A 20620-nucleotide genomic window follows, 5' to 3' on the forward strand; every position below is an offset into this window, starting at 1 on the left:
CCGGGGGCCGCGCTGACGCGCGGCCCCTTTTCGTCGGGGGCGCCTCGCTACGCTCGGCGATACGGTGTCGAGGTGGGAAAGACCGACAGCGGCGCGCGTGTTGCGCCGCCGGGACATAACTTCTTGCCTCCGGCGGGGATATTTCGGACCGGAAAGCGGGCGGGGCCTGCCTAGTTACCCTTTGGCCGCACGAGGATGGCGCGGAAATCGTTCACGTTGGTCCCCGTCGGCCCAGGTGCGAACAGGTCCCCGAGGGCTTCGAATGCCGTGTAGGCGTCGTTGTCGGACAGGAGGGCAGCAGGGTCGTGGCCCGCTTCGCGCAGGCGCGTGGTGGTGGTCGCATCGGCATAGGCGCCCGCGTTATCCTCGCTGCCGTCGATGCCGTCCGTGTCCGCCGCAAGAGCGACGATGCCATCGGTCCCGTCAATCTCAAGCGCAAGTGACAGCAGGAATTCCGTGTTGCGGCCCCCGCGCCCCTGCCCTTTCAGCGTCACCGTCGTCTCGCCCCCGGACAGGATGACCACGGGCGGCTCAAAGGGCCGGTTGCGGGTCGCGCATTCGCGGGCGATGGCGGCGTGGACCCGGGCGACCTCACGCGCTTCGCCCTCAATCGCGTCGGACAGGATCACGGCGGGCAGGCCCCGGTCCCCGGCGCGGGTGGCGGCAGCCTCCAGCGATTTGGCGGCGGAGGCGATGACGCGCACCTCGTTGCCCGCGAAGACCTGGTCGGAGGGGTCCGGTGCCCGGCAGTCGCGGATCGCCGTCACCATACGGTCCGGCAGGTCGATGCCGTAGGTCCGGATCGCCGCGAGCGCTGCACGCGCGTCGGTCGCGTCGGGCACCGTCGGGCCCGAGGCGACCTGCGCCGGGTCGTCCCCCGGCACGTCGGACACGATCAAGGTCACCACTTTGGCCGGGTGCGCAGCGGCGGCGAGGCGGCCGCCCTTGGCGCGAGAGAAGTGCTTGCGGATGGCGTTCATGGCCGAGATGGGCGCGCCCGAGGCAAGCAGCGCTTCATTCAGGGCCTGTTCGTCGGATAGGTCGAACCCTTCTGGCGGCGCGGGCAGGAGTGCGGAGCCGCCGCCGGTGATGAGGGCGATCACAAGGTCGTCTTCGGTGAGGCCGGAGACGGCATCGAATAGCGCCGCGCAGCCGTCGAGGCCAGCCTCGTCCGGGACCGGGTGCGCGGCCTCCAGCACCCGGATGGTCCGGGTTTCGGCCCCGTAGCCGTAGCGGGTAACGACGACACCCTCGAAGGGCGCCTCCCACATATCTTCGAACGCGGCAGCGAGCTGGGCCGCCCCCTTGCCTGCACCGATTACGATGGTGCGGCCCTTTGGTGGGGCCGGGAGATGCGGGGCCAGTGCGCGGGCAGGATCGGCCGCGTCTATCGCAGCGTTGAACAGGTCGGTCAGGAGCGCGCGGTCGTCCGGGTCGATCATGCCGGGCAATCCCGTTGTCTAAATATGTATATAAGATTCAGGTACATATGCAGCCACATGGTGGGAAACCACCAATTGCATGTACCAGACATATCAATAGGTTTGGGAACGCTACGCGTCTTTTGGTCATGTGAGTGGTTCAATACCGAAAACGCGAAATGGAGTGCTCCCGGGTCGGGCAATTCGGTCTTCTGATCCACGGTCACGCAAAACCCCCTTCAGTCGTCATCGTTCGATCCGGGCGCTCCACCCCTGCCCTCGGGGCGTCACTCCTTGACGTAGGGCGAGCCATTGGCCGCCGGCGGCTTGGACCGCCCGATGAGGCCCGCGACCACGATGATCGTGGCGATATAGGGGGCCATCGAGAGGAATTCCGACGGGATTGGCGTGTTCAGAAGCGCGAGCTTCTGCTGGATCGAATCCGCGAAGCCGAAGATCAGCGCGGCGGACAGCGCCCCGACGGGATGCCAACGGCCGAAGATCATGGCGGCAAGTCCGATGTAGCCGCGCCCGTTGGTCATGTTCTCGTCGAACCGCCCGACGGAGCCCAGCGTGAACCACGCGCCCCCGAAACCCGCGACCATGCCCGCGAGCGTCACATGGATGTAGCGCGTGCGATAGACGTCGATGCCAAGCGTGTCGGCGGCGCGGGGATGCTCCCCCACCGCGCGGGCGCGCAGGCCGTTCTTGGTGTGAAAAAGGTAATAGGTCGAGACCGCCACCAGTATCAGCGCGCCGTAAACGAACAGGTTCTGGTTGAACAGCATTGGCCCGATCACCGGGATGTCACCCAGAAGCGGGATCTTGAAGGCCCGGAAAGTTGGCGCGTTGTTCAGGAAGCGGTACTCGGAAAACACCTGTGACGAGACATAGGACGTCACCCCCAGAACAAAGAGATTGATCACCACCCCCGCGATGATCTGATCCATTCGGTAGGTGACGACCAGTGCGGCCAGCAGGAGGCCGAAGCAGCCGCCCGTGAGGATCGCGGCGAACATGCCGACCCATCCGCCCAGGAGCGAGCCGACGAGCGCGCCAGCAAAGGCGCCGGCGAGAAGCATCCCTTCGATGGCGATGTTCACCACCGCCACGCGCTCGGACAGCACGCCGGCGAGACCGCCGAGGGCGATGGGCACGGCGCGCACCATCGTCGCCTGCAACATGCCGGTGAGCGAGAACGACTTGCCCGCCGTGGCCCAGACGAGGAAGGCCATGACGAGGATGGCGAGGCCGATGCCGAGCGAGATGTTCGTCCAGCGCGTGCCGCCCTTGAGGAACTGACGCACACCGAGGAAGGCGAGGAGCGCGGCGGCGATCATGTTGAACGGTCCGCCTGGAACGACGAGCGGGCTCATCTGGATCGCGTCGCGGGGCGTCGTCAGGCGGAAGGTGGCGCTTTCGCCCGGCGCCACGTCGAGGGCGAAGAGCACGAGGAGCGCGAGGGCGATGAGCACGCCGCCCATGATCCGCGCACGGCGCGAGGACGCGCTGTCGAGTTTCTCGGCCCGTTTCTCGGCGCCGGTGGTGGTCGTATCGCTCATGCCTCGCCCGCCTTCTTGCCGCGCTTCCTGAAGCCCCACGGGAAGATCGCCCGCACCAGAAGCGGCGCGGCGATGAAGATGATGATGAGGGCCTGGATGATGCCAATGAGGTCGATGGACACGCCCGCGTCCACCTGCATCTGCCGGCCGCCCGCCTCGAGCGCACCGAACAGGATGCCCGCGAAGAGGATACCGATCGGGTGCGAGCGGCCCAGAAGTGCCACGGCGATGGCGTCGAAGCCGATACCCGCCGAAAAGCCGGGACTGGCGCGGCCCAGAACGCCCGTGACCTGCGTGGCGCCCGCGAGGCCCGCGAGTGCGCCCGCGGTGCCCATGGCGAGGACGATGACGAAGGCCGCGTTCATGCCCGCGTAGTTCGCCGCGGACGGGTTCTCGCCCGAGGCGCGGAAGGCGAAGCCGATCTTCGAGCGAAACAGCATCCAGTAGACCAGCGCCACGGCGGCGAGCATCACGAAGATACCCGCGTGCAGGCGCAGGTTCACGTCGATGAAGTCGAGGATGCGCGGCAGTTCGGCCGAGGGCGGCACGTCCTTGGAAATCGGGTCCGACCGCCCCTCGCGCTGGATGAAGGGCTGGCGCAGCAGCCAGTCGAGCAGTCGGTAGGAAATGAGGTTGAGCATGATGGTCGAGATGACCTCGTGCGCGCCAGTGGTCGCTTTGAGAAAGCCCGCGATGGCGGCATAAAGCGCGCCGACAAGGGCACCGATGAGGAGCGTCACCGGAAGGTGGATGATCCACGGCAGGCCTGACAGGGTGAAGCCCGCGACCACGGCGGCGAGTCCGCCCATAAGGAGCTGGCCCTCTGCCCCGATGTTGAACAGTCCCGCGCGAAAGCCGAGGCCAAGCCCCAGCCCCGCGAGCACGAGGGGGATGGAGGCGGTCAGCGTCTCGGACCATGCCGAGAGCGAGCCGACGGACCCCACGGCCAGCGCCACGAAGCTGCGCCCGATCGTGGGCAGATCGACGGCGGTGGCAAGCATGATGAGCGCGCCGAAGACCAGCGCGACGACCACGGCGAAGAGCGGCACGATCACGAGATCCTCGAAATCGTCGCGCCCGTGGGTCGTGCGGGCCATCAGGCCGCGCATGCGTTCGTTCACGTCCTTGAGGTCAGGTCGCTTGTCGCTCATGCCGCCTCTCCTTCATACGACCCGGCCATCGCAAGGCCCACGGCGTTGCGGTCGGCCTTGCCGTCGGTGTTGTCGAATTCGGCGACGATCTTGCCGTCATACATGACGTAGATGCGGTCGGAGAGGCCCATGATTTCGTCCAGTTCGGAGGACACGATCAGCACCCCGTCGCCCTCGTCCCGGCTCGCGATGAGCCGTTCGTGGATGTATTCGATGGACCCGACGTCCACCCCGCGCGTGGGCTGCGACGCGATGACGAGCTTGGTTTCGCGTTCCAGTTCACGCGCCACGACCATCTTCTGCTGGTTGCCGCCCGACAGCGAGCCACCGGGCAGGAACACGGAGGGCGTGCGCACGTCGAATTCCACGCAGTAGCGCGCGGCAGTCTCATGCACCTTGGGCCAGTCGATGGCCCAGCCCTTGGAATATTCAGGGGCATAATAGCTGTTGAGCACCATGTTCTCGGCCACGGTGAAGCTGTCGACCATCCCCGACTTGTGCCGGTCCTCGGGGATATGGGCCATGCCCATCCTGTGCCGTTCGCGCACGCGGGCATAGGAGATGTCTTCGCCGTCGAAGGTGATGTGGCCCGAGGCGATGCGCTCCAACCCCGTGATCGCTTCGACGAGTTCGGTCTGGCCGTTGCCCTGCACGCCCGCGACGCCTACAACCTCGCCCGAGCGGACGGTGAGCGAAACATGGTCGAGCACCATTTCGTCGGTCTCATCCAGCATGGTTACGGCGTCCATTTCGAGCATGGTGCGACCCGGCTCGGCGACGTTCTTGGCGGTGGTGAAGGACACGGGGCGGCCCACCATCATCTCGGCAAGGTCCGCTTCGGTCAGCGTCTTGGGGTCGCCTTCGCCGGTGATCCGGCCCTGTCGCAGCACGCTGATCCGGTCGGAAATTTCCAGAACCTCATGCAGTTTATGCGTAATGAAAACAATGGCTTTCCCGGCCTTCTTCAGCGTCTCCACGATCCCGAAGAACTCATGCACCTCCTGCGGGGTGAGCACGGCGGTCGGCTCATCGAGGATGAGCACGTCGGCGGAGCGGAACAGGACCTTGAGGATTTCGACCCGCTGCTGGATGCCGACGGGGAGTTCCTCGATCAACTCGTCGGGGGGGACGTGGAGGCGGTATTTCTCGTTGATCTCCTCGACCTGCGCGCGCGCCTTCTTGATGTCGAGGGAGCCGAGCCTGCCGGTCGGCTCCACCCCAAGCACGACGTTCTCGGCAACGGTGAACACGGGCACGAGCATGAAGTGCTGGTGGACCATGCCGATCCCCGCCTCGATCCCGTCGCCGGGGCCGTCGAACTTCACGGGCTTGCCGTCGATCAGGATCTCGCCCTCGTCGGGCGTGTAGAGCCCGGAGAGCATGTTCATCATCGTGGACTTGCCCGCGCCGTTCTCGCCGAGAAGGCCCAGGACCTCGCCCGCGCGAATGTGCAGGTTGACGTTGTCGTTCGCGACGACAGAGCCGAAACGCTTGGTCAGACCGCGCAGTTCGACATCCATTGGCTGCCCTCCCCGACTGGACAGGTTTTGGACGAAAAACCGCCGCCGGAGGACCTCCGGCGGCGGCGATGGTTCAGATTACATGCCGACGGTGATGGACCCGTCGATGATGCCCGCTTTCACGGCCTCGATCTCGGCTTTCAGCTCATCCGGCACGGTGTCTTCGAAGGCGCCATACGGGGCAAGGCCCACACCTTCGTTTTCGAGCGTGCCGACGATGAGGCCGCCCTCGAAGGAGCCGTCCTGCGCCATGTTGATGACCTGCGTCACGGTGGAGTCCATGCGCTTGAGCACCGAGGTCAGGTAGACATCGGCCTTTTCCGGGTCGGTCTGCGTCTGGTCGGCGTCCACGCCGATGATCTTGAGTTGATCAGTGCCCATCTCGTCGGCGAGCTGAGCAGAGCCGAGGCCCACGGGACCGGCGACCGGCATGATGATGTCGGCGCCTTCCTGGCTCAGGTTCTCGGCGAAGGCCCGGCCGTCGTCGAGGCTGTCGAAGTTGCCGGTGAAGAGGCCTTCTTTCGATTCCGGGTTCCAGCCCAGAACCGATACGTCGGTGCCTTTCTGTTCGTTGTAGTAGTTCACGCCGTAGTAGAAGCCGTCCATGAACGCGGTGACCGGCGGGATGTTGATGCCGCCGAAGGTGCCCACGACACCGGTTTCGGACATGCCTGCCGCGAGGTATCCGGCGAGGAACGCGCCCTGCTCGGTCGCGTAGACCTGGCCCAGCACGTTGTCGATGGTCGGGTCATAGGCGAAGTCCACGATCGAGAACTTCTGATCCGGGTTGGCTTCCGCGGCCGCCTTGGTCGCGTCGCCCATCAGGAAGCCGACGGTGACGATGATGTCGCAGCCGCCTTCGATCAGCGAGTTCAGGTTGGCCTCGTAGTCGGTCTCGGCCTGACTTTCGAGGAAACGCCCTTCGACGCTGTCGTCGGCGGCCATCGCATCCTGAACGCCCTTCCAGGCGGTCTGGTTGAAGCCGGCGTCGTCGATGCCGCCGGTATCGGTCACCTGGCAGGCGGTGAAGGCCGAAGCCGTCATCACCGTGCCGGCGAGAAGCGCCGCGGCGAGCCCGGTCCGGGTGGTCATCTTATTGAGAAACGTCATGTAAACCTCCATGTCGCACCGCGCCCAGACGTGGGGGCCCGGCAGGTTGCTTTATTTTTTGGCAGGCAATGCGCGACCAGCGCGGCAGCGATTCCCCCTGCAGCCATGCGAAAGCCTAGCACGGGTTTTTTCAAGGTGGTTGATAGTTTTTGGCTTTTTCGCGGTATTTGACCCGACGTTCAAAAATTCACGAGCGCTTTCAAGCTGCTTTCAGCGCCGGACTGCCCGCGAAACCGGCAAGGTTGTCACCGGCGCGTCGGGTGACGTTACTTCCCCTTGCCGTCGCCCGGCCCGTCATCCACCCAAAAGCGCAGCCCCCGGTTGATCCGCGCCTGCATCCGCCACGGCAGAAGCGACTGGAACCGAAGGCCCCAGCGCAGGTGTCCCGGGAAGTCGATCTCGGACCGGCCACGGGCCAGCCCGGACAGGATGACCTTTGCCGCGCGGGCGGCCGGCATGATCCCCGGCAGGGGGCCGCGATGCACCTCGGTCTGGGGTGTCTCGATATGGCCCGGATGGGCGATGGCCACGCGCACGCCGTCGGGCGCGAGGTCTTCGCGCAGCGCGCGGGCGAAGGCGGTGAGCCCGGCCTTTGAGGCGGAGTAGCTCGGCGCGTCGGCATGCGCGGAAAAGGCCCCTAGTGAGGAGATAAACAGGATTGTCCCCTGCCCTGCGTCGCGCATGTGATCGGCAAGCCGCAGGCCGAGCGTCACGGGGGCGGTGAGGTTGGTCTCAACCTGAACCGCCGCGCGCATCGGGCTTTCAAGTGCGCCGTCGCGCCCGCGCCCGTCGAACATGCCCGCGTTCAGGATGGCGAGGTCGACGGGCTGCACGGCGCAGGTATCCACCCAGTCCTGCGCAGCAGCGACGTCGGTGAGGTCGACAAGCGCGGTCTCGACAGTCGCGCCCGCGTCCCGCAGTTCCGTCGCCACCGCCTTCAATGCGTCGGCGCGCCGCCCGCAGAGCAGGAAGGCCACGCCCGGACCGGCGAGGTGCCGCGCCATCTCCCGCCCCAACCCGGAGCTCGCCCCGGTCAGCAGGATGCGGCGCGGGGCGGTCAAGACGCCTTGCTCCCCATCGGCCAGTCGACCTTGATACCCAGCGACATGGCCTTGTCCACGCGTGGCGGGCGCGGCTCGTACAGGCCGTGCTGGTTGATGATCGGCCGCTCCAGCCGGTCGATGGCGTTGCGCACGAAGGCCGCGCGGCCCTCGGACCCATAGACCGCGCCGCGCACATGGATGCCATGCGCCATCGCGCGCACCAGCGCCGCGTGCATGTCGCGTGACGGTTTCTGCGGATTGGACCAGAACCCGTCAAGGTCGCCCTGATGGGTCAGCCCCTCCATGTCGTAGACGGCGACGCCCAGCACCTTGGTCGGCACGGACCGGCGCAGCGCGATGAGGCCGGTGGTGGAGTTTATGACGACGCAGCCCTGCACCAGCGAAAAAATCTTGGGCAGTTGCCCGCCGTCGAGAAACCTGACCCGATCACTGAGGCCGTATTCGGCGGCGAGCCGCGGGACGACCCGCTCCCACCGCTCGAGCCCGTTGTCCATCGGATGCACCTTGAACACGAGCTCGGCCTCGCCCGGCGCGTGGTCGCGGAACGAGGTCATCACTTGCCGGATGAAGTCCGTCTGAAACCCCTTGGGTGCGTTATCGCGCAGCTGGTAGTCGTTCTGCATCTGAAGCGGGACGAGGAACCGGGGACGCCGGTCGGTTTCGAACCCGTCCACCAGCGCCTCGGCCCGCGCGGCATTGAGGCGGCGGCGAAACAGGCGCGGAAGGTAGGCGGGGAATTCCACGAAGACCGGATAATAGCGGTCCGGCGTGTAACGCGGTGTCAGCCAGCCGAAGGCCCCGTTGGAGACGTGGAAGGCCGTCTCGCGGATCATTTCGTCGATGCTCGGGATGTCGTAAATCTGCGCCTCGTCCACGGGGTCGAGGTCATCCGCGATGGCGCGGATCTTGCCGGGATCGCGGGGGAAATGGGAATAGGTCGACTGCCCCCCTTCCTCGAGGATCAGCCAGTCGGGGCGCAGGTAGCCGTATTCCATCGACACGCTGCGCACGCCCTCGGCCCGCGCAACCTTTTGCGCGGCTTTGTGGTAGGGGAAGCGGTCGGCGAAATAGATGATGTCTGTCACGCCACGCTCGGCGATGAGCGCGCGCAGGTGATCGGGCCAGTCGTCGAGGGTGCCCTGATACATCTGGGTGTCGGACCCGCGCCAGAACAGCCAGTCGCCGGGGCAGAAGTTGACCTTGAGCACCTTGTGTCCGCGCTTGGCCAGCGACCGGCCCAACTCGCGAAAGACGCCCGAGGTCGGCCCCTGGAGAAACAGGAAACTGCGCGTCTCCGATTGTCCCTCCGCACCGCTCATTGGCTGTTCCATTTTCCGCTGTCGTGTCGCATTAAGGCTCCGGCCCTTTAATCATGACCGGGAGGCAAGATGCCAGACCTTCTCCGCGCCCACGACTCATTTGGCAAGCGGGTTTTCGGCTTTGCGTTCCACATGTTCGACCTCGCCGCCTACGAGGTGCTGTATCGCCTCTCTCCGGCCCGTCGGATGTGGTTCTTCAACGGCGGTTACCTGCCGGTCGACCCGGATTTCACCTCATACCCCGAGTTCGCGGGCGAGGATCATTCGGCCATGATGTATCATCAGGCCGGGCATACGATGGTGAAGGATTACGATCCGGCGCCCAAGAGCATCCTCGACGTGGGCTGCGGTCAGGGCGGCGGGATGGTCTACCTCTCGCGCCTGTACCCCGAGGCGAAACTGACCGGCACCGAACGCTCCGCCGCTGCGGTCCGACTCGCCAAGCGCCGCACCAGGCCGCATATCGACGCGACGATCGAGCGGGGGATTTCGGGCGGGCTGGCCTATGGTGACGCGAGCTTCGACATGATCGTAAGCGTGGGTGCGCCGACCTATTTCGGCCTCACGCTCTTCATCGAGGAAACCGGCCGGGTCGTGAAACCCGGCGGGATCATCAGCTTTTCCGGCGGCTACCGGCAGGGCGACCATGACCATGTCGAGGGCGAGATCCGCGAGGCTGCCGCGCGCGAAGGGCTGGAAATGCTCTCATATCGCGACATCACCCCGCATACTTTCGCCTCGCTCAAGGCCGACATTCCGCGTCGAAAGGCCGCGCTGAAGCGTGTGCCGTGGCCCTTCAGCCTCTATGCACACCGCTGGGCGGACATGCCCGGCAGCCCGGAATACGACGAATACGAAAAGGGCCTGCGGACCGACTTCGCGGCGGTGCTGCGCAAGCCGGCCTGAGCGCTCAGAAACGTCCGCGCGGCAGCTTGAAGAGTTCGTTCCAGCGGTCGCGCTGACGCCGGTCCTTGAGGTCGCGCGCGAGCGTGTCGAAATGGGATTTCGGCGTCAGGCCGTAGCGCGCACAGACCCAGAATGCCCGCAACATGATCGACCAGAGCGAGCCTACGCGGCTGCGGTAGAGGATATAGGCCTCCGCGCTCGGCGTCTTGGGCGCGATGTAGTCGTTCGCCCCGATGTTGTTCGGCATCGGCACGTAAGGAAAGCGCAGGGGCTTTTTCCAAAGCCGGGTAAGCCATTGAAAGTGCTGGCCGATGAAGCCGCTCACCGACATCCAGACCATCGCCGGGACCGAGGTGTCGAGCGGCGCTGTCGTCCCGGCCCGCGTCTCGGGCAGGTCGTCCGGCGCGAGTTCCTCGTAAGCCGGCATCCGCGTGACGCGCTTCATCAACCGCATGTGCCGGCTCTCGCCGTCCTCGCCAAGGGCCGTGTCCGCGCCCGCCAGCACGTCCTCGATGGCATGAAGGACCATGTCGGCGGTCCGGTAGCGGTGCTGGAACAGGAACACCATGCAGTAGCCCAGGAGGTAATAGGCCGCGGGACGCCAGACGAGTTCCGGATAGAGCGTCGCCACGAACAGGCGGTTGCGCATGTTGTAGTATTCGAGCCAGTCGCTCGTCTTGTGCTGAAAGCTCTCGTGCCAGACCGCGACGCCGGGGAGCGAGATCGTCTCCACCCCGCCCTGCGACATGAGGCAGCCATACTCGATGTCGTCGCCCCGGATGAAGATCGGGGTGGGCAGGCCAAGTCGGCGGATCGAGGCGGTGGGGATCACGCAGAACCACCACGCGTTGTAGTCGATCCGCGGGGCGTCGTGGAACAGCGCCAGCTCCTCCGGCGTGCCGAGCGCCACGTTCTCGCCAATCGACTGGACGTAGCGGGTGGGGTCGAGCTTGGCGCCGAATTCCCGCAGCGTGGTCGGGTCGTCGAGGTCGATCATCTGGCCGCCAAGCGCCAGCTCGCCATCGACATAGGACAGGAACTTGAGCCCCCGATCCACCACGCGTGGGTCGAGCACGATGTCATCGTCCATCAGGAGGTGATGGGTGGCCGTCTCATCGTCTGCCGTCGCCTCGGCCATCGTGCGGGTGAAGCCGCCGCAGCCGCCAAGGTTGGGCTGTTCGATCACGGTGATACCGGGTCGGGTCGCGAGGTCGGCAATCGTCGGATCAGTGAAGGACGCGCCCTGATTGGCAACCCAGATATGGCCGACCGCCGGGTTCGCAGCCTGAAGGTCCGCGAGGGCGGACAGGGTTACGGTGAACTCCCGCTCGCGGTTGAAGGTGCACAGGCCGACCGAAAGCGTGGGTGTCGTCACCGGTGCCACGTCCGTCACCCAGCCGAGATCGGCGAGTTGCGCATCCTTCTCGGCCGTCAGGCGCAGGACCACGCGACCCTCACGGGCCACATCGTCGAGCCAGAGCACGTCGCGCCCGTCGACCACCCGTTCGAGGAGCGGCTTGGGCGCCTGCGTTCCCTCGACGATGTCCACGCTCACACGGACCGGGCCAGTTGTCTCGACCTCAACGCCAAGGCTCCCGATCTGGGTGTGCTTGTGCCAGCTTTCCGGGAAGAAAGCATTGAAATAGCTGTTGAAATCGAAAGTTTCGCCCGCGCGGATCGCCCACGGCATCGGCCCTTCCACGGCGTCGCCCGCAGCGCGGTAGAGCACGGCGGGACGGCCGAAATCCGGCCCGATCACGTCCTGAATCCTGTAAGCGGTCATCCCCGTCCCTTCACGTCTTGCGACGGTGATATCCCGTCAGATCGTGTTGGATAGGGATTTCATCAGATCCTGCAAGGGCCCTTCCCGAAGGCGGGCGAGGATCTCGGCTGTCGTGGTCAGCGTGTGACGGATCTGGTCCTCGGTATGCTCCGAGGTGATGAAGTACCTGATCCGCGCCTGGTTCATCGGCACGCCCGGGAAGGCGATGGGGAGCGCGTTGATCCCGGCTTCGAGCAGCTCTTTGGAGGCCGCCGCCGCGAGCGGCGAAGACCCCACCATGATCGGTGTGACCGAAGAGCCCACGGAAGCGCCGGTGTCGAGGCCCAGCGACCTTGCGACGTCGAGGAAATACGCGCCGCGGGCGTGAAGCCGGGCCACACGCTCGGGCTCGGCATGCATGATCTGGAGCGCGGTGTTGCCCGCAGCGGCCAGCGCGGGGGCGAGGGCCACCGAATAGACCGAGCCGGGGGCTTCGTATTTCATCATGTCGATCATCGCGGCGCTGCCGGCCAGATAGCCGCCGGTGGAGCCGAGGGATTTGGACAGGGTCCCCATCCACACGTCGACCAGATCGCCGGGGAAATCGTAATACTCCCGCATCCCACCGCCGGTCTTGCCGATACAGCCAAGGCCGTGAGCCTCGTCCACCATGAGCCAGAAGCCGAAGCGCTGTTTCAGCTCGAGGATGCGCGGCAGGTCGGGGATGTCCCCGTCCATCGAATAATGCCCTTCGACCACCAGCAGCGTGTAGCGATAGCGCCCGGCCGTCTCGACAAGGATCGTCTCGAGCGCATCCGTGTCGTTGTGCGGAAAGCTGCGGCGCGTGGCGCCCGAGAGCGTCGCGCCAACGGAGGCGGAGTTGTGGATGTAGCTGTCGTAGATGACGAGGTCATCCTTGCCCACCAGCGTTGCCACAGCGGACACGTTCGTCGCATGGCCGGACACGAAGGTCAGCGCGTCCTCGACTTCGTAATGCGCGGCAAGCCGCTTTTCGAGTTCGCGGTGGATCGGACGCTCGCCTGCCGTGAGGCGGCTGGCGGAGGCCGACACGCCGTAAAGGTCGATGGCCTCCTTGGCCGCCTCGGCGGGCCTTGGGTCCGCGTTGAGGCCGATGTAGTCATAGGAGCCGAAGTTAATCACGTCGCGCCCGTCGATCCGCGACATGGCGCGGGGATGGCCCTCATGCTGGCGGAAGCTCGGGTCGCCCAGATCGTGCAGCTTGGAGATCTGGCGCAGCGCCAGCCGCTCCTTGAAGCCGGAAAGCTGGTCGAACGGCGGGTTCGGCTTGTGGTCGACAAGCGGCCCACCCTTTTTCGTGGACTTCTTCTGCGCCGCGCGCGCCGCGCTCAGAGCGCGGGCCCGTGCGTCACCGGACAGGGCGTTGGAGCCGCCGGAGGTCATTCCGCCGCCGCGCTCCGCGCCTGGCCCATGTGCGGGCTTGTGAGGGTCTTCACCGCAGCCGCCGTGTCGTCATCCTCCGCCCCGGCGCCCGACTGGATGTGCGTGACGAAGATACCGGCGATCTTGGTGATCGACAGGTCGTCGCCGAGCGAGGGCACCGGAAGGTCGTCGCCCAGAACCTTCTGCGCGGCGAGCGTGAGTTCGACGCCCATGAGGCTGTCCATCCCGTATTCGGCCAGTGGCCGGGTCGGCGAAAGTGTGTTCTCGGGCACCCGCAAGATCGCCGCGATCTCGGTCTTGAGATAAGCGGTCGCGCGTTTGACGGCCTTGTCGAACGGCAGCTTTTCCAAGTCCGCGCGCAGGGTGCCGAGGCTTTGCGACGCACCACCGGATTCGCCCATACGGCGCAGGAGGCTGAAGGTTGGACGTCGCAGGTTGCCAAGCGTGCCGATCGACGGGCCCCAGCCCATCGGTGTGACCGTGACGGCGTGGCCCCGCAGGTGCTGCGTGAGTGCCAGTTCCTGTGCCCGAAGTGCCTGATCGGCCGAGAATTTCACGTTGCCCGACATCTGGAGCAGCATGTTGCGCTTCTGCTCATCCCGGCGCAGGTAGCCCACGTCGGTAATCGCGCCCCAGCCCATCGCCTGAGCGTGCTGGCCCTCGGCGGCGCGCGCCTCGATCACCGCTTCCTGGAAGGCGTTGGCGGCGACATAGGCGGCCTGACCGTGGTTGCCGATCAGGTTGGCGAGGGACGTGTAGGCCACGAAGCACTGAAGGTTGTCGGCCCGCGTCGCCGTGTCGAGATTGGCGAGGCCCTTGGTCTTGACCGGCAACACCTTGTCCAGTTGCGCCTGATCGATCTCGGCCATCGCCCGGTCTTCGAGCACCATCGCGGTATGGAACACCCCGTGGATCGGGGCGCTCTTGCGCAACTCGTCGAGCGTGGCGTTCAGGCTGTCCATGTCGGTGATGTCGCAGGACATGACCTTAAGGCCCTCGAGGCTCGCCTCGAGCTTGTCCACGACCTCCTGCGTCTCGGCGTCCAGTTTGGTGCGGCGGCCGAGGAGCGCGATATGCGTCGCTTCGCCCCGCACCAGCCACTTGGCTGTCTCGAGCCCCATGCCGCCAAGGCCACCGGCCAGAACGAACCAGCCGCCTTGCTTGGGCTTGAACAGCGGTTCCCAGTCCACGGCGGCGTCGTTGGGGCGCACGACGATCTTGCCGATATGACCCGAGCGCTGCATGAAGCGGAAAGCTTCGATGACGTCTTCGCCCGCGAACTCGGTATAGGGCAGCGGCGCGTAACGCCCTTCGCCGATCCCCTCCATCACGCGGCGGAACTCGCGGCTCGCGATGTCCGGACGGTCGGCCAGAAGGCTGTCCACGTCGATGCCGTGGTAGGCGATGTTGTTCTTGAGCGGGCGCAGGCCGATGCCGGTATTGGTATAGTAATCCTGCTTCCCGAGCTCCAGGAACCGCCCATAAGGTCGCAAAAGTGCAAGGCTCTGTTCCATCGCCTGACCGGCGAGGGAGTTCAGGACCATGTCGACGCCCTGCCCGTCCGTGATGTCGCGCACGGCCTGAGCGAAGCCCGACTCGCGCGACGAGACAACGTGTTCAACACCCATCGAGCGCAGGAGTTGCTGCTTCACCGGGCTGCCCGCTGTCGCGATAATGCGCGCGCCGATGTCGCGGGCGATGGCGATGGCCGCGAGGCCCACGCCGCCGGCGCCACCGTGGATCAGCACGGTTTCCTCAGGCTGGAGGTTGCCCAGCGTCACGAGCGAGTAATAGGCGGTGAAATAGGCCACCGGCAGTGTCGCGGCCTGGCTCAGCGAAACGCCATCGGGCAGCTTCGCGACCCAGTGTTCCTTGCTGACAAGATGTGACGAGAAACAGGACGGGCCGAAGGCCACGACCGGGTCGCCCACCTTGAATGTGGTCACGCCCGCGCCGACCCGTGCCACGCGGCCCGCACATTCGAGGCCGAGTGTCGGACCGGCGAAGCCGGTTTCCAGCGCCTCTTCGGGAAGGAGGCCCATCGACCACATCACGTCGCGGTAATTGAGGCCGGTCGCCGCGATCTCCACCTCGACCTCGTCGTCGGCGATGTCCCCACGCTCGACGGATTCCCAGTTCAGGGCGTCCAGGCGTCCAGTGACGGATTTCGTCAGGCGCGTGCCCATGCTGTCGTCCCGCGCGGCATTCGCAGCAGGGTCGACCGGGAGGCCGGTTTCGACCCTGAGGCCCAGAACGCCTGTTGCGCCCAGAACGATCTCGGTCTCACGCGGTGCTTCGGCCTCGATCCGCCCGAGGAGGGCGGCGAGCGAGGCCGGTCCGGCGACACCGAGTGCATCGGGATCGATGGCGCGGATCGCGAGGCCCGGGTTTTCGTTGGCAGCGGTGCGCAGCATGGCCCAGATGGCGTGCTGAACCGGGTCGGCCACAGGGCCGCCGGCATATTGCGCCCCTTTGGGCAGGACAGCGATCAGGCCGCGACCGTGACTCACAGCCTCGGCGACGACGTCCCGTGTCTGCAGGACCCGCTTGCCGAGCGTGTCTTCGTCAGCGCCCGGCGCACCGATCAGCACATAGGGCGCGGCGGTCGCATCAGGGACGAGGACCGTCAGCTCTCCATCGCGGGTTTCAACGGCGCCGTACATATGCGTGACCGTCTTGGTCCAGAGCGGCTCGGTCTCGAGCCCGAGTTCGTCGGGCGCAGTGGCGGAGTCCTCCGCACCCTGCCCATCCTTGAGACGGGCGATCACGAGGCTGCCGCCCCCTGCCCCGTCCGGCAGATCGTGCGTCAGGACCGCGGTGAAGCCAAGCTCGTCCAGATGCTTCAGCAGCCGGTCCTGATCAGCGCTGCGCGCCAGATTGGAGCCGCCGAGGCGAACGGCGCGCTGGAAAGCGGACATGGCGGGCACGACGACCACGAGGTTGCCTTCCGGACCCATCAGACCTGCGAGGCGTTCATCCATCCCGTCTTCGAAGAGCTGGAGCGGCTGGGTCACGAGCACAGCGTCGAGTTTCGCCGTTTCGCCCCATTTCACCGCGCGCATCTGAATCGAAACCGGCCCCTCTTCGCCATCGGCGGACATGATCTGAACGCGTTCGAGGCCGGGATGCCCGGCGGTCACACCATCTTGCAGAACGTCGAAGCCGGACATGGCGCCGATCTGGACGCGCGCGCCCTCGGGCACGCTTGTGATGACGGTATCAAGTGCGGCGGCAACCATCCGGTTGCGGCGGGCCATGTGCGGGCCGGTGTCGAGCGCCTGAACCGCTTCGCGCCCGAAAAGCACGTCCGGCGTCGGCGCGGCCGCATCGGCGGCCACGGCGGCGAGCACATCGTCCAACGCGCCCGGAAGCCGCAGGATCAGCGCGATGAGGCCGATGAGGTCGGGCCGTTCTTCGAGCAAAGCCTGCCCGATCAGGTCGGCATCCGGCAGATCGCAATCTTCCGCGATATGCCAATCGCCGAGTGCGGCGCCCTGGCTGGCGAGGTCGAGGCGCGCGAGGACGTCGATCAGACCCGCTTCCACCCCGTCCTCGGGGCGGCGCAGCTTATAGATACCATCCTTGTCCACGACTTTGCGGAACGCGCTCCACACAGCCTGTTGCGCGGCGGCGTCGAGCAGGAGCAGCGCGTCGTCTTCGGCAAGGTCGTCCGGCAGGACGTCGCCCAGTGCCGCCTCGAAAGTGGCCGCGGCAATCTCGCCCGGCTTGCCGAGGATGGGATGCGCGTCGACGTGGAAGCCCTGACGGGCGAAGTCGATCTGCGGGACTATCTGGGTCGCGCGCAGGCGCAGCCCCTCGATCACCAGCGCGACCTCACCCGACGGGCCGAAACCGGTCACGTCGGCGTGGATCGACTGGTCGCCCCAGCGGCGGATGTGCACCCGGCCCGAGACGAGCTCGACCCCCGGCGCATGAACCTGAAGCCGTCCGATCCGCACCGGCAAAAGCGCTTGGCGGGCATCGGCAAATTCGGTGTTCGACGCGGCAGCAAGAAGACCGTGCAGGAGGCAGTCCGCCTGAACGGGGTCGAAGCCGTGAATCGCCGGGTCGGTCGCGATGGACAGACCCTCAGCGAGGATCACGTCCACGTCCTTGCCGCGCATGCGCGCATGTTTCAGGCCGCGGAAATTGGGGCCGTAGTAAAGACCGATGCGGTCGGCGTCGTCATAGAGCCAGCGGGCGAGGTCGTCGCCTGGCGCAATCTCGCCCGGTGCCACGTCTTCGGGCGCCGCCGGCGGCTTGGCATGCATGACGAACCGGGCGCGCATGTTTTCGCGGAACGGGTCTTTGGACAGGCGGGCGCGCGACAGGATTCGCAGCGTGCCGCTGTTCGCATCCGCTTCGGTCTGGATTTCGACGCCGGTTGACGTGGACAGCACGATCGGCGCGAAGAGGTCGAGGTCGTAGACTTCGACCGTCTGCCCTTTTGCTTCGACCGAGGCCGCCGCATAGGCCATTTCGGCGAAGGCCGTCGCGGGCAAAAGCACGCTGTCGCCGACCTTGTGATCGGCCAGCGCCGGGAAAAGGTTGTCGTCGAGGTCGCGACGCCACACGCCGGATTCGCCCGCAACGGGCGCGCCGAGAAGCGGGTGGTGGTCGCCGTCGGTGCCGAGGATCTTGCTCAGTTCCGGGCTGTTCGTGGCGCGCAGTTCCTCGTTCTGGAACGGGTAATGCGGCAGGTCGATCTTTGCGCCCGTCGTGGCGGCGAACGCGGTGTTGTCCTCGGTGCGGATGCCCGCAAGCACGGCCCTCAGCGCGCCGCGCGCGATCGGGTTCTCGCTGTCCGGGTCGCTCTTGGCCAGCGTGTGGGTCACGGCGCAATGGCGTGCGTCATCGTCCAGCGAATCCGAGATGTAGTTGGGCAGCACAGGCTGCGCGCCGACCTCGAGGAAGGCCGAATAACCGGCTTCGCGCGCCGCTTCCACGGCGCTCTTGAAAAGCACGGTCTGGCGCAGATTGGCCCACCAGTATTCCGCGTCGAGCGCGGCGCCGTCGACGACCCCGCCCGTGGTCGTCGAGAACATCGGCACCCGCGTCTCGGTCGGCGCCAGATCGGACAGCACGTCCAGCAGTTCCTGCTGCGACGGCTCGAGGATGGCCGAGTGGTACGGGTAGTTGATGTCGAGGATCACGCAGGCCTGACGGTGCGTGCGCTTGGCCCAGCGCGCGAAATCCTTCAACGCGTCCTGCGGGCCGACCAGCGTGACGCTGCGCGGCGAGTTGATCGCGGCGATATCGAGGTCCGGAACCCCGAACTCGGTGATGAGGGCTGCGGCCTGTTCCGCGCTCGTCTGGAGCGCGGCCATGTTGCCTTGCCCCGCGAACTGGCGCTGTGTGCCGGAACGGCCGACGGTCAGTTGCACCGCCTGTTCGAGTGTGAGGGCACCTGCGGCCCATGCGGCCGAAACTTCGCCGCCCGAATGCCCGATGACCGCCGCGGGGCGGATGCCCCGGCGGCCCAAAGCTTCGGTCTGAGCGATCTGATCGGCGATCACGAGGCCCTGGATGACCATGCAGTCGCCCCAATCCTGGGCGAGCGTGTCCGAATTCACCTTGTCGAGGATCGACCAGCCGGTGAGGTCGGTGAAAATCTCGTCAAATGCCTTGTAGGTCTCGCGGTATGCCGCGTCGTGGCGCAGGGCCAGCCGGCTCATGCCGAGGTATTGGGAGCCGTTGCCGGAATAGGTGAAGACCGGCGCTTCGTCGCGCTGGCGCCCCTCGAACTCGACCACGCGCGGGTCTTTCTGGCCGCTCGCGAAGGCACGCAGAGCTTCGGCAGCGCTGCCGCCATCCTCGGCCAGAACACCGATGCGCTTGGGAAACAGCCCGCGATGGTGCCACGCTTGTTCGACGAGCCCGCCCGGCGCCAGCGCCGCGGGTGCCTCCACCCGGTCGGCATAGGACTTCGCGAGATCCTTGAGGGCCGCTTCGGAGAAAGCGGAGGTCACGAGGATACGGTCGGGGCTGGTTGCCCCGGCGGGTGCCGCTGTCTTGGCGGGCGTCACGCCTTCGAGGATGACATGCGCGTTTACGCCGCCGAAGCCGAAAGAACTGATCCCGGCGACGAGCGGGCCGTCACCCAGATCGACCGCTTCGCGGGCGAGCGTCAGCTTCTGCTCTTCGAAGTCGATATGCGGATTGAGATTGTCGGCATGGAGCGAGGGCGGAAGCCGCCGGTCCTCGAGCGCGATCAACGACTTGAGCATCCCCACAAGGCCCGACGCGGGTTCCAGATGCCCGACGTTCGACTTGGCCGAACCGATGGGCAGCGCGGACTTGCGGTGCTTTGCGACGGCACGACCCAGCGCATGCGCCTCGATCGGGTCGCCGACCAGCGTGCCGGTGCCATGTGCTTCGACGAAGGACAGATCGTCCGGGGAAAGGCTCTGGCGGTCGTAAAGGCGCGCAAGCAGTTCGTACTGCCCCTCTTCCGCCGGGAGCGCCACGTTCATCGTGTAGCCGTCGGCGTTGGTCTCGGAATCGACAAGGCGGGCCTTGGCGGTCGCGGGCATGTCCGATGAGTTCTTGAGCACGAGCGCCACACAGCCCTCGGCGCGGACGTACCCGTCGGCCTTGTCCGAGAAGGACTGGCACAGACCCGTGGGCGACAGCATCCGCGCGGCGGAGAAGCCAAGAAAGCTCGACGGTGTGAGCAGGATGTTCACACCGGCCACGATGGCCGTGTCGATATCGCCGGCGGCAAGCGCCTGACGCGCCTGATCCATCGCGACGAGCGAGGAGGAACAAGCGGTATCCACCACGAAGGACGGACCGCGGAAGTCGAAGCCGTGCGAAATGCGGTTCGCCACGAGCGACAGGGTGTTACCCGTCATCATGTAGCTGTCCACGAGCGACGGATCGCGCCCGAGGATCGAGCCGTGGTCCATGCTGGAGGCGCCGACATAGACGCCAACGCGCTGCCCTTCGAGGTCGGCCGGATCGATGCGCGCGTCTTCCAATGCCTCCCAGACGACCTGAAGCAACAGGCGCTGCTGCGGGTCCATCTGGATCGCTTCGCGCGGCGAGAATTTGAAAACGGAAAGGTCAAAGCCCCAGATGTCGTCGAGGACACCGGCGCGGAACGTGTAGGACTTACCCGCCACGCCCTGCTTGGGATTCATGAAAAGGCTGTGCGCCCAGCGGTCTTGCGGAACCTCGGTCACAGCACACCGGCCGTCGCGCAGCAAACTGCGAAACGCGGAAACGCTAGACGCCCCCGGCAAGCGACACGCCTGTCCAATTACATAAGTGGCATCCATCGGCCGAACTTTCTGGCCCCTATCTTATTCCGATCCGGTTCGGATTCGTCTGCTGCGATATGAGTGGCATCTGATATCCCGGCTTAATGAAGATATCCACACA

General features: G+C 66.1%; 11 protein-coding genes. 1 reads left to right on the plus strand and 10 read right to left on the minus strand.

The features are described 5' to 3' along the window. Window positions 1-170: 170 nt before the first annotated feature. The 7 genes from B2585_RS08680 to B2585_RS08710 all read right to left on the minus strand — a co-directional run bounded on the left by B2585_RS08680 (window position 171) and on the right by B2585_RS08710 (window position 9147). Complete coding sequence (locus B2585_RS08680; RefSeq protein ID WP_292022774.1) at window positions 171-1439, minus strand: glycerate kinase type-2 family protein; 1269 nt, start codon at window positions 1437-1439, stop codon at window positions 171-173. Window positions 1440-1708: 269 nt separating this feature from the next. After that, complete coding sequence (locus tag B2585_RS08685) at window positions 1709-2983, minus strand: ABC transporter permease (RefSeq protein WP_292022019.1); 1275 nt, start codon at window positions 2981-2983, stop codon at window positions 1709-1711. Further along, window positions 2980-4134, minus strand: a complete 1155-nt coding sequence (locus tag B2585_RS08690) for an ABC transporter permease (RefSeq protein WP_292022021.1) — start codon at window positions 4132-4134, stop codon at window positions 2980-2982. Before B2585_RS08690 ends, B2585_RS08685 begins: the two co-directional genes overlap by 4 nt. Continuing rightward, complete coding sequence (locus B2585_RS08695; RefSeq protein ID WP_292022024.1) at window positions 4131-5654, minus strand: ABC transporter ATP-binding protein; 1524 nt, start codon at window positions 5652-5654, stop codon at window positions 4131-4133. The genes B2585_RS08690 and B2585_RS08695 overlap by 4 nt, the downstream gene beginning before the upstream one ends. A gap of 78 nt (window positions 5655-5732) precedes the next feature. After that, window positions 5733-6764 (minus strand): BMP family lipoprotein, encoded by a 1032-nt coding sequence (locus B2585_RS08700; RefSeq protein WP_292022026.1) that lies wholly within the window; start codon window positions 6762-6764, stop codon window positions 5733-5735. 266 nt (window positions 6765-7030) lie between these two features. Continuing rightward, window positions 7031-7825 carry an SDR family NAD(P)-dependent oxidoreductase gene (locus B2585_RS08705; RefSeq protein ID WP_292022027.1) on the minus strand — a complete coding sequence of 265 codons (795 nt, stop codon included), beginning with the start codon at window positions 7823-7825 and terminating at the stop codon, window positions 7031-7033. Next, window positions 7822-9147: a capsule biosynthesis protein gene (locus tag B2585_RS08710; RefSeq protein ID WP_292022029.1), complete on the minus strand. Its 1326-nt coding sequence runs from the start codon at window positions 9145-9147 to the stop codon at window positions 7822-7824. Before B2585_RS08710 ends, B2585_RS08705 begins: the two co-directional genes overlap by 4 nt. A gap of 69 nt (window positions 9148-9216) precedes the next feature. On the opposite strand from B2585_RS08710, the gene B2585_RS08715 reads away from it, so the two are divergent. Further along, complete coding sequence (locus tag B2585_RS08715; protein ID WP_292022031.1) at window positions 9217-10053, plus strand: class I SAM-dependent methyltransferase; 837 nt, start codon at window positions 9217-9219, stop codon at window positions 10051-10053. A gap of 4 nt (window positions 10054-10057) precedes the next feature. Here the strand turns inward: B2585_RS08715 and B2585_RS08720 are convergent, their stop codons facing one another. The 3 genes from B2585_RS08720 to B2585_RS08730 are packed head-to-tail and all read right to left on the minus strand — an operon-like array spanning window position 10058 to window position 20517. Further along, entirely contained in the window at window positions 10058-11836 is a 1779-nt protein-coding gene (locus B2585_RS08720) for a glycosyltransferase (protein WP_292022033.1), read from the minus strand. Window positions 11837-11872: 36 nt separating this feature from the next. After that, a complete protein-coding gene (locus B2585_RS08725) occupies window positions 11873-13237 on the minus strand; it encodes an aminotransferase class I/II-fold pyridoxal phosphate-dependent enzyme (RefSeq protein ID WP_292022035.1) in 1365 nt (454 codons plus the stop codon). Further along, window positions 13234-20517 carry a type I polyketide synthase gene (locus B2585_RS08730; RefSeq protein ID WP_292022037.1) on the minus strand — a complete coding sequence of 2428 codons (7284 nt, stop codon included), beginning with the start codon at window positions 20515-20517 and terminating at the stop codon, window positions 13234-13236. Before B2585_RS08730 ends, B2585_RS08725 begins: the two co-directional genes overlap by 4 nt. Between the last annotated feature and the right edge of the window lie 103 nt (window positions 20518-20620).

Origin of the sequence: Maritimibacter sp. UBA3975, assembly GCF_002384975.1 — a bacterium.
In the GTDB taxonomy this organism is placed as follows: Bacteria; Pseudomonadota; Alphaproteobacteria; order Rhodobacterales; family Rhodobacteraceae; genus Maritimibacter.

Excerpts from the sequence above, each read along its gene's own strand:
- B2585_RS08685 (WP_292022019.1), bottom strand. The coding sequence starts at position 2,983 with ATGAGCGATACGACCACCACCGGCGCCGAGAAACGGGCCGAGAAACTC.
- B2585_RS08690 (WP_292022021.1), bottom strand. The coding sequence starts at position 4,134 with ATGAGCGACAAGCGACCTGACCTCAAGGACGTGAACGAACGCATGCGC.
- B2585_RS08695 (WP_292022024.1), bottom strand. The coding sequence starts at position 5,654 with ATGGATGTCGAACTGCGCGGTCTGACCAAGCGTTTCGGCTCTGTCGTC.
- B2585_RS08700 (WP_292022026.1), bottom strand. The coding sequence starts at position 6,764 with ATGACGTTTCTCAATAAGATGACCACCCGGACCGGGCTCGCCGCGGCG.
- B2585_RS08710 (WP_292022029.1), bottom strand. The coding sequence starts at position 9,147 with ATGAGCGGTGCGGAGGGACAATCGGAGACGCGCAGTTTCCTGTTTCTC.
- B2585_RS08715 (WP_292022031.1), top strand. The coding sequence starts at position 9,217 with ATGCCAGACCTTCTCCGCGCCCACGACTCATTTGGCAAGCGGGTTTTC.
- B2585_RS08720 (WP_292022033.1), bottom strand. The coding sequence starts at position 11,836 with ATGACCGCTTACAGGATTCAGGACGTGATCGGGCCGGATTTCGGCCGT.
- B2585_RS08725 (WP_292022035.1), bottom strand. The coding sequence starts at position 13,237 with ATGACCTCCGGCGGCTCCAACGCCCTGTCCGGTGACGCACGGGCCCGC.
- B2585_RS08730 (WP_292022037.1), bottom strand. The coding sequence starts at position 20,517 with ATGGATGCCACTTATGTAATTGGACAGGCGTGTCGCTTGCCGGGGGCG.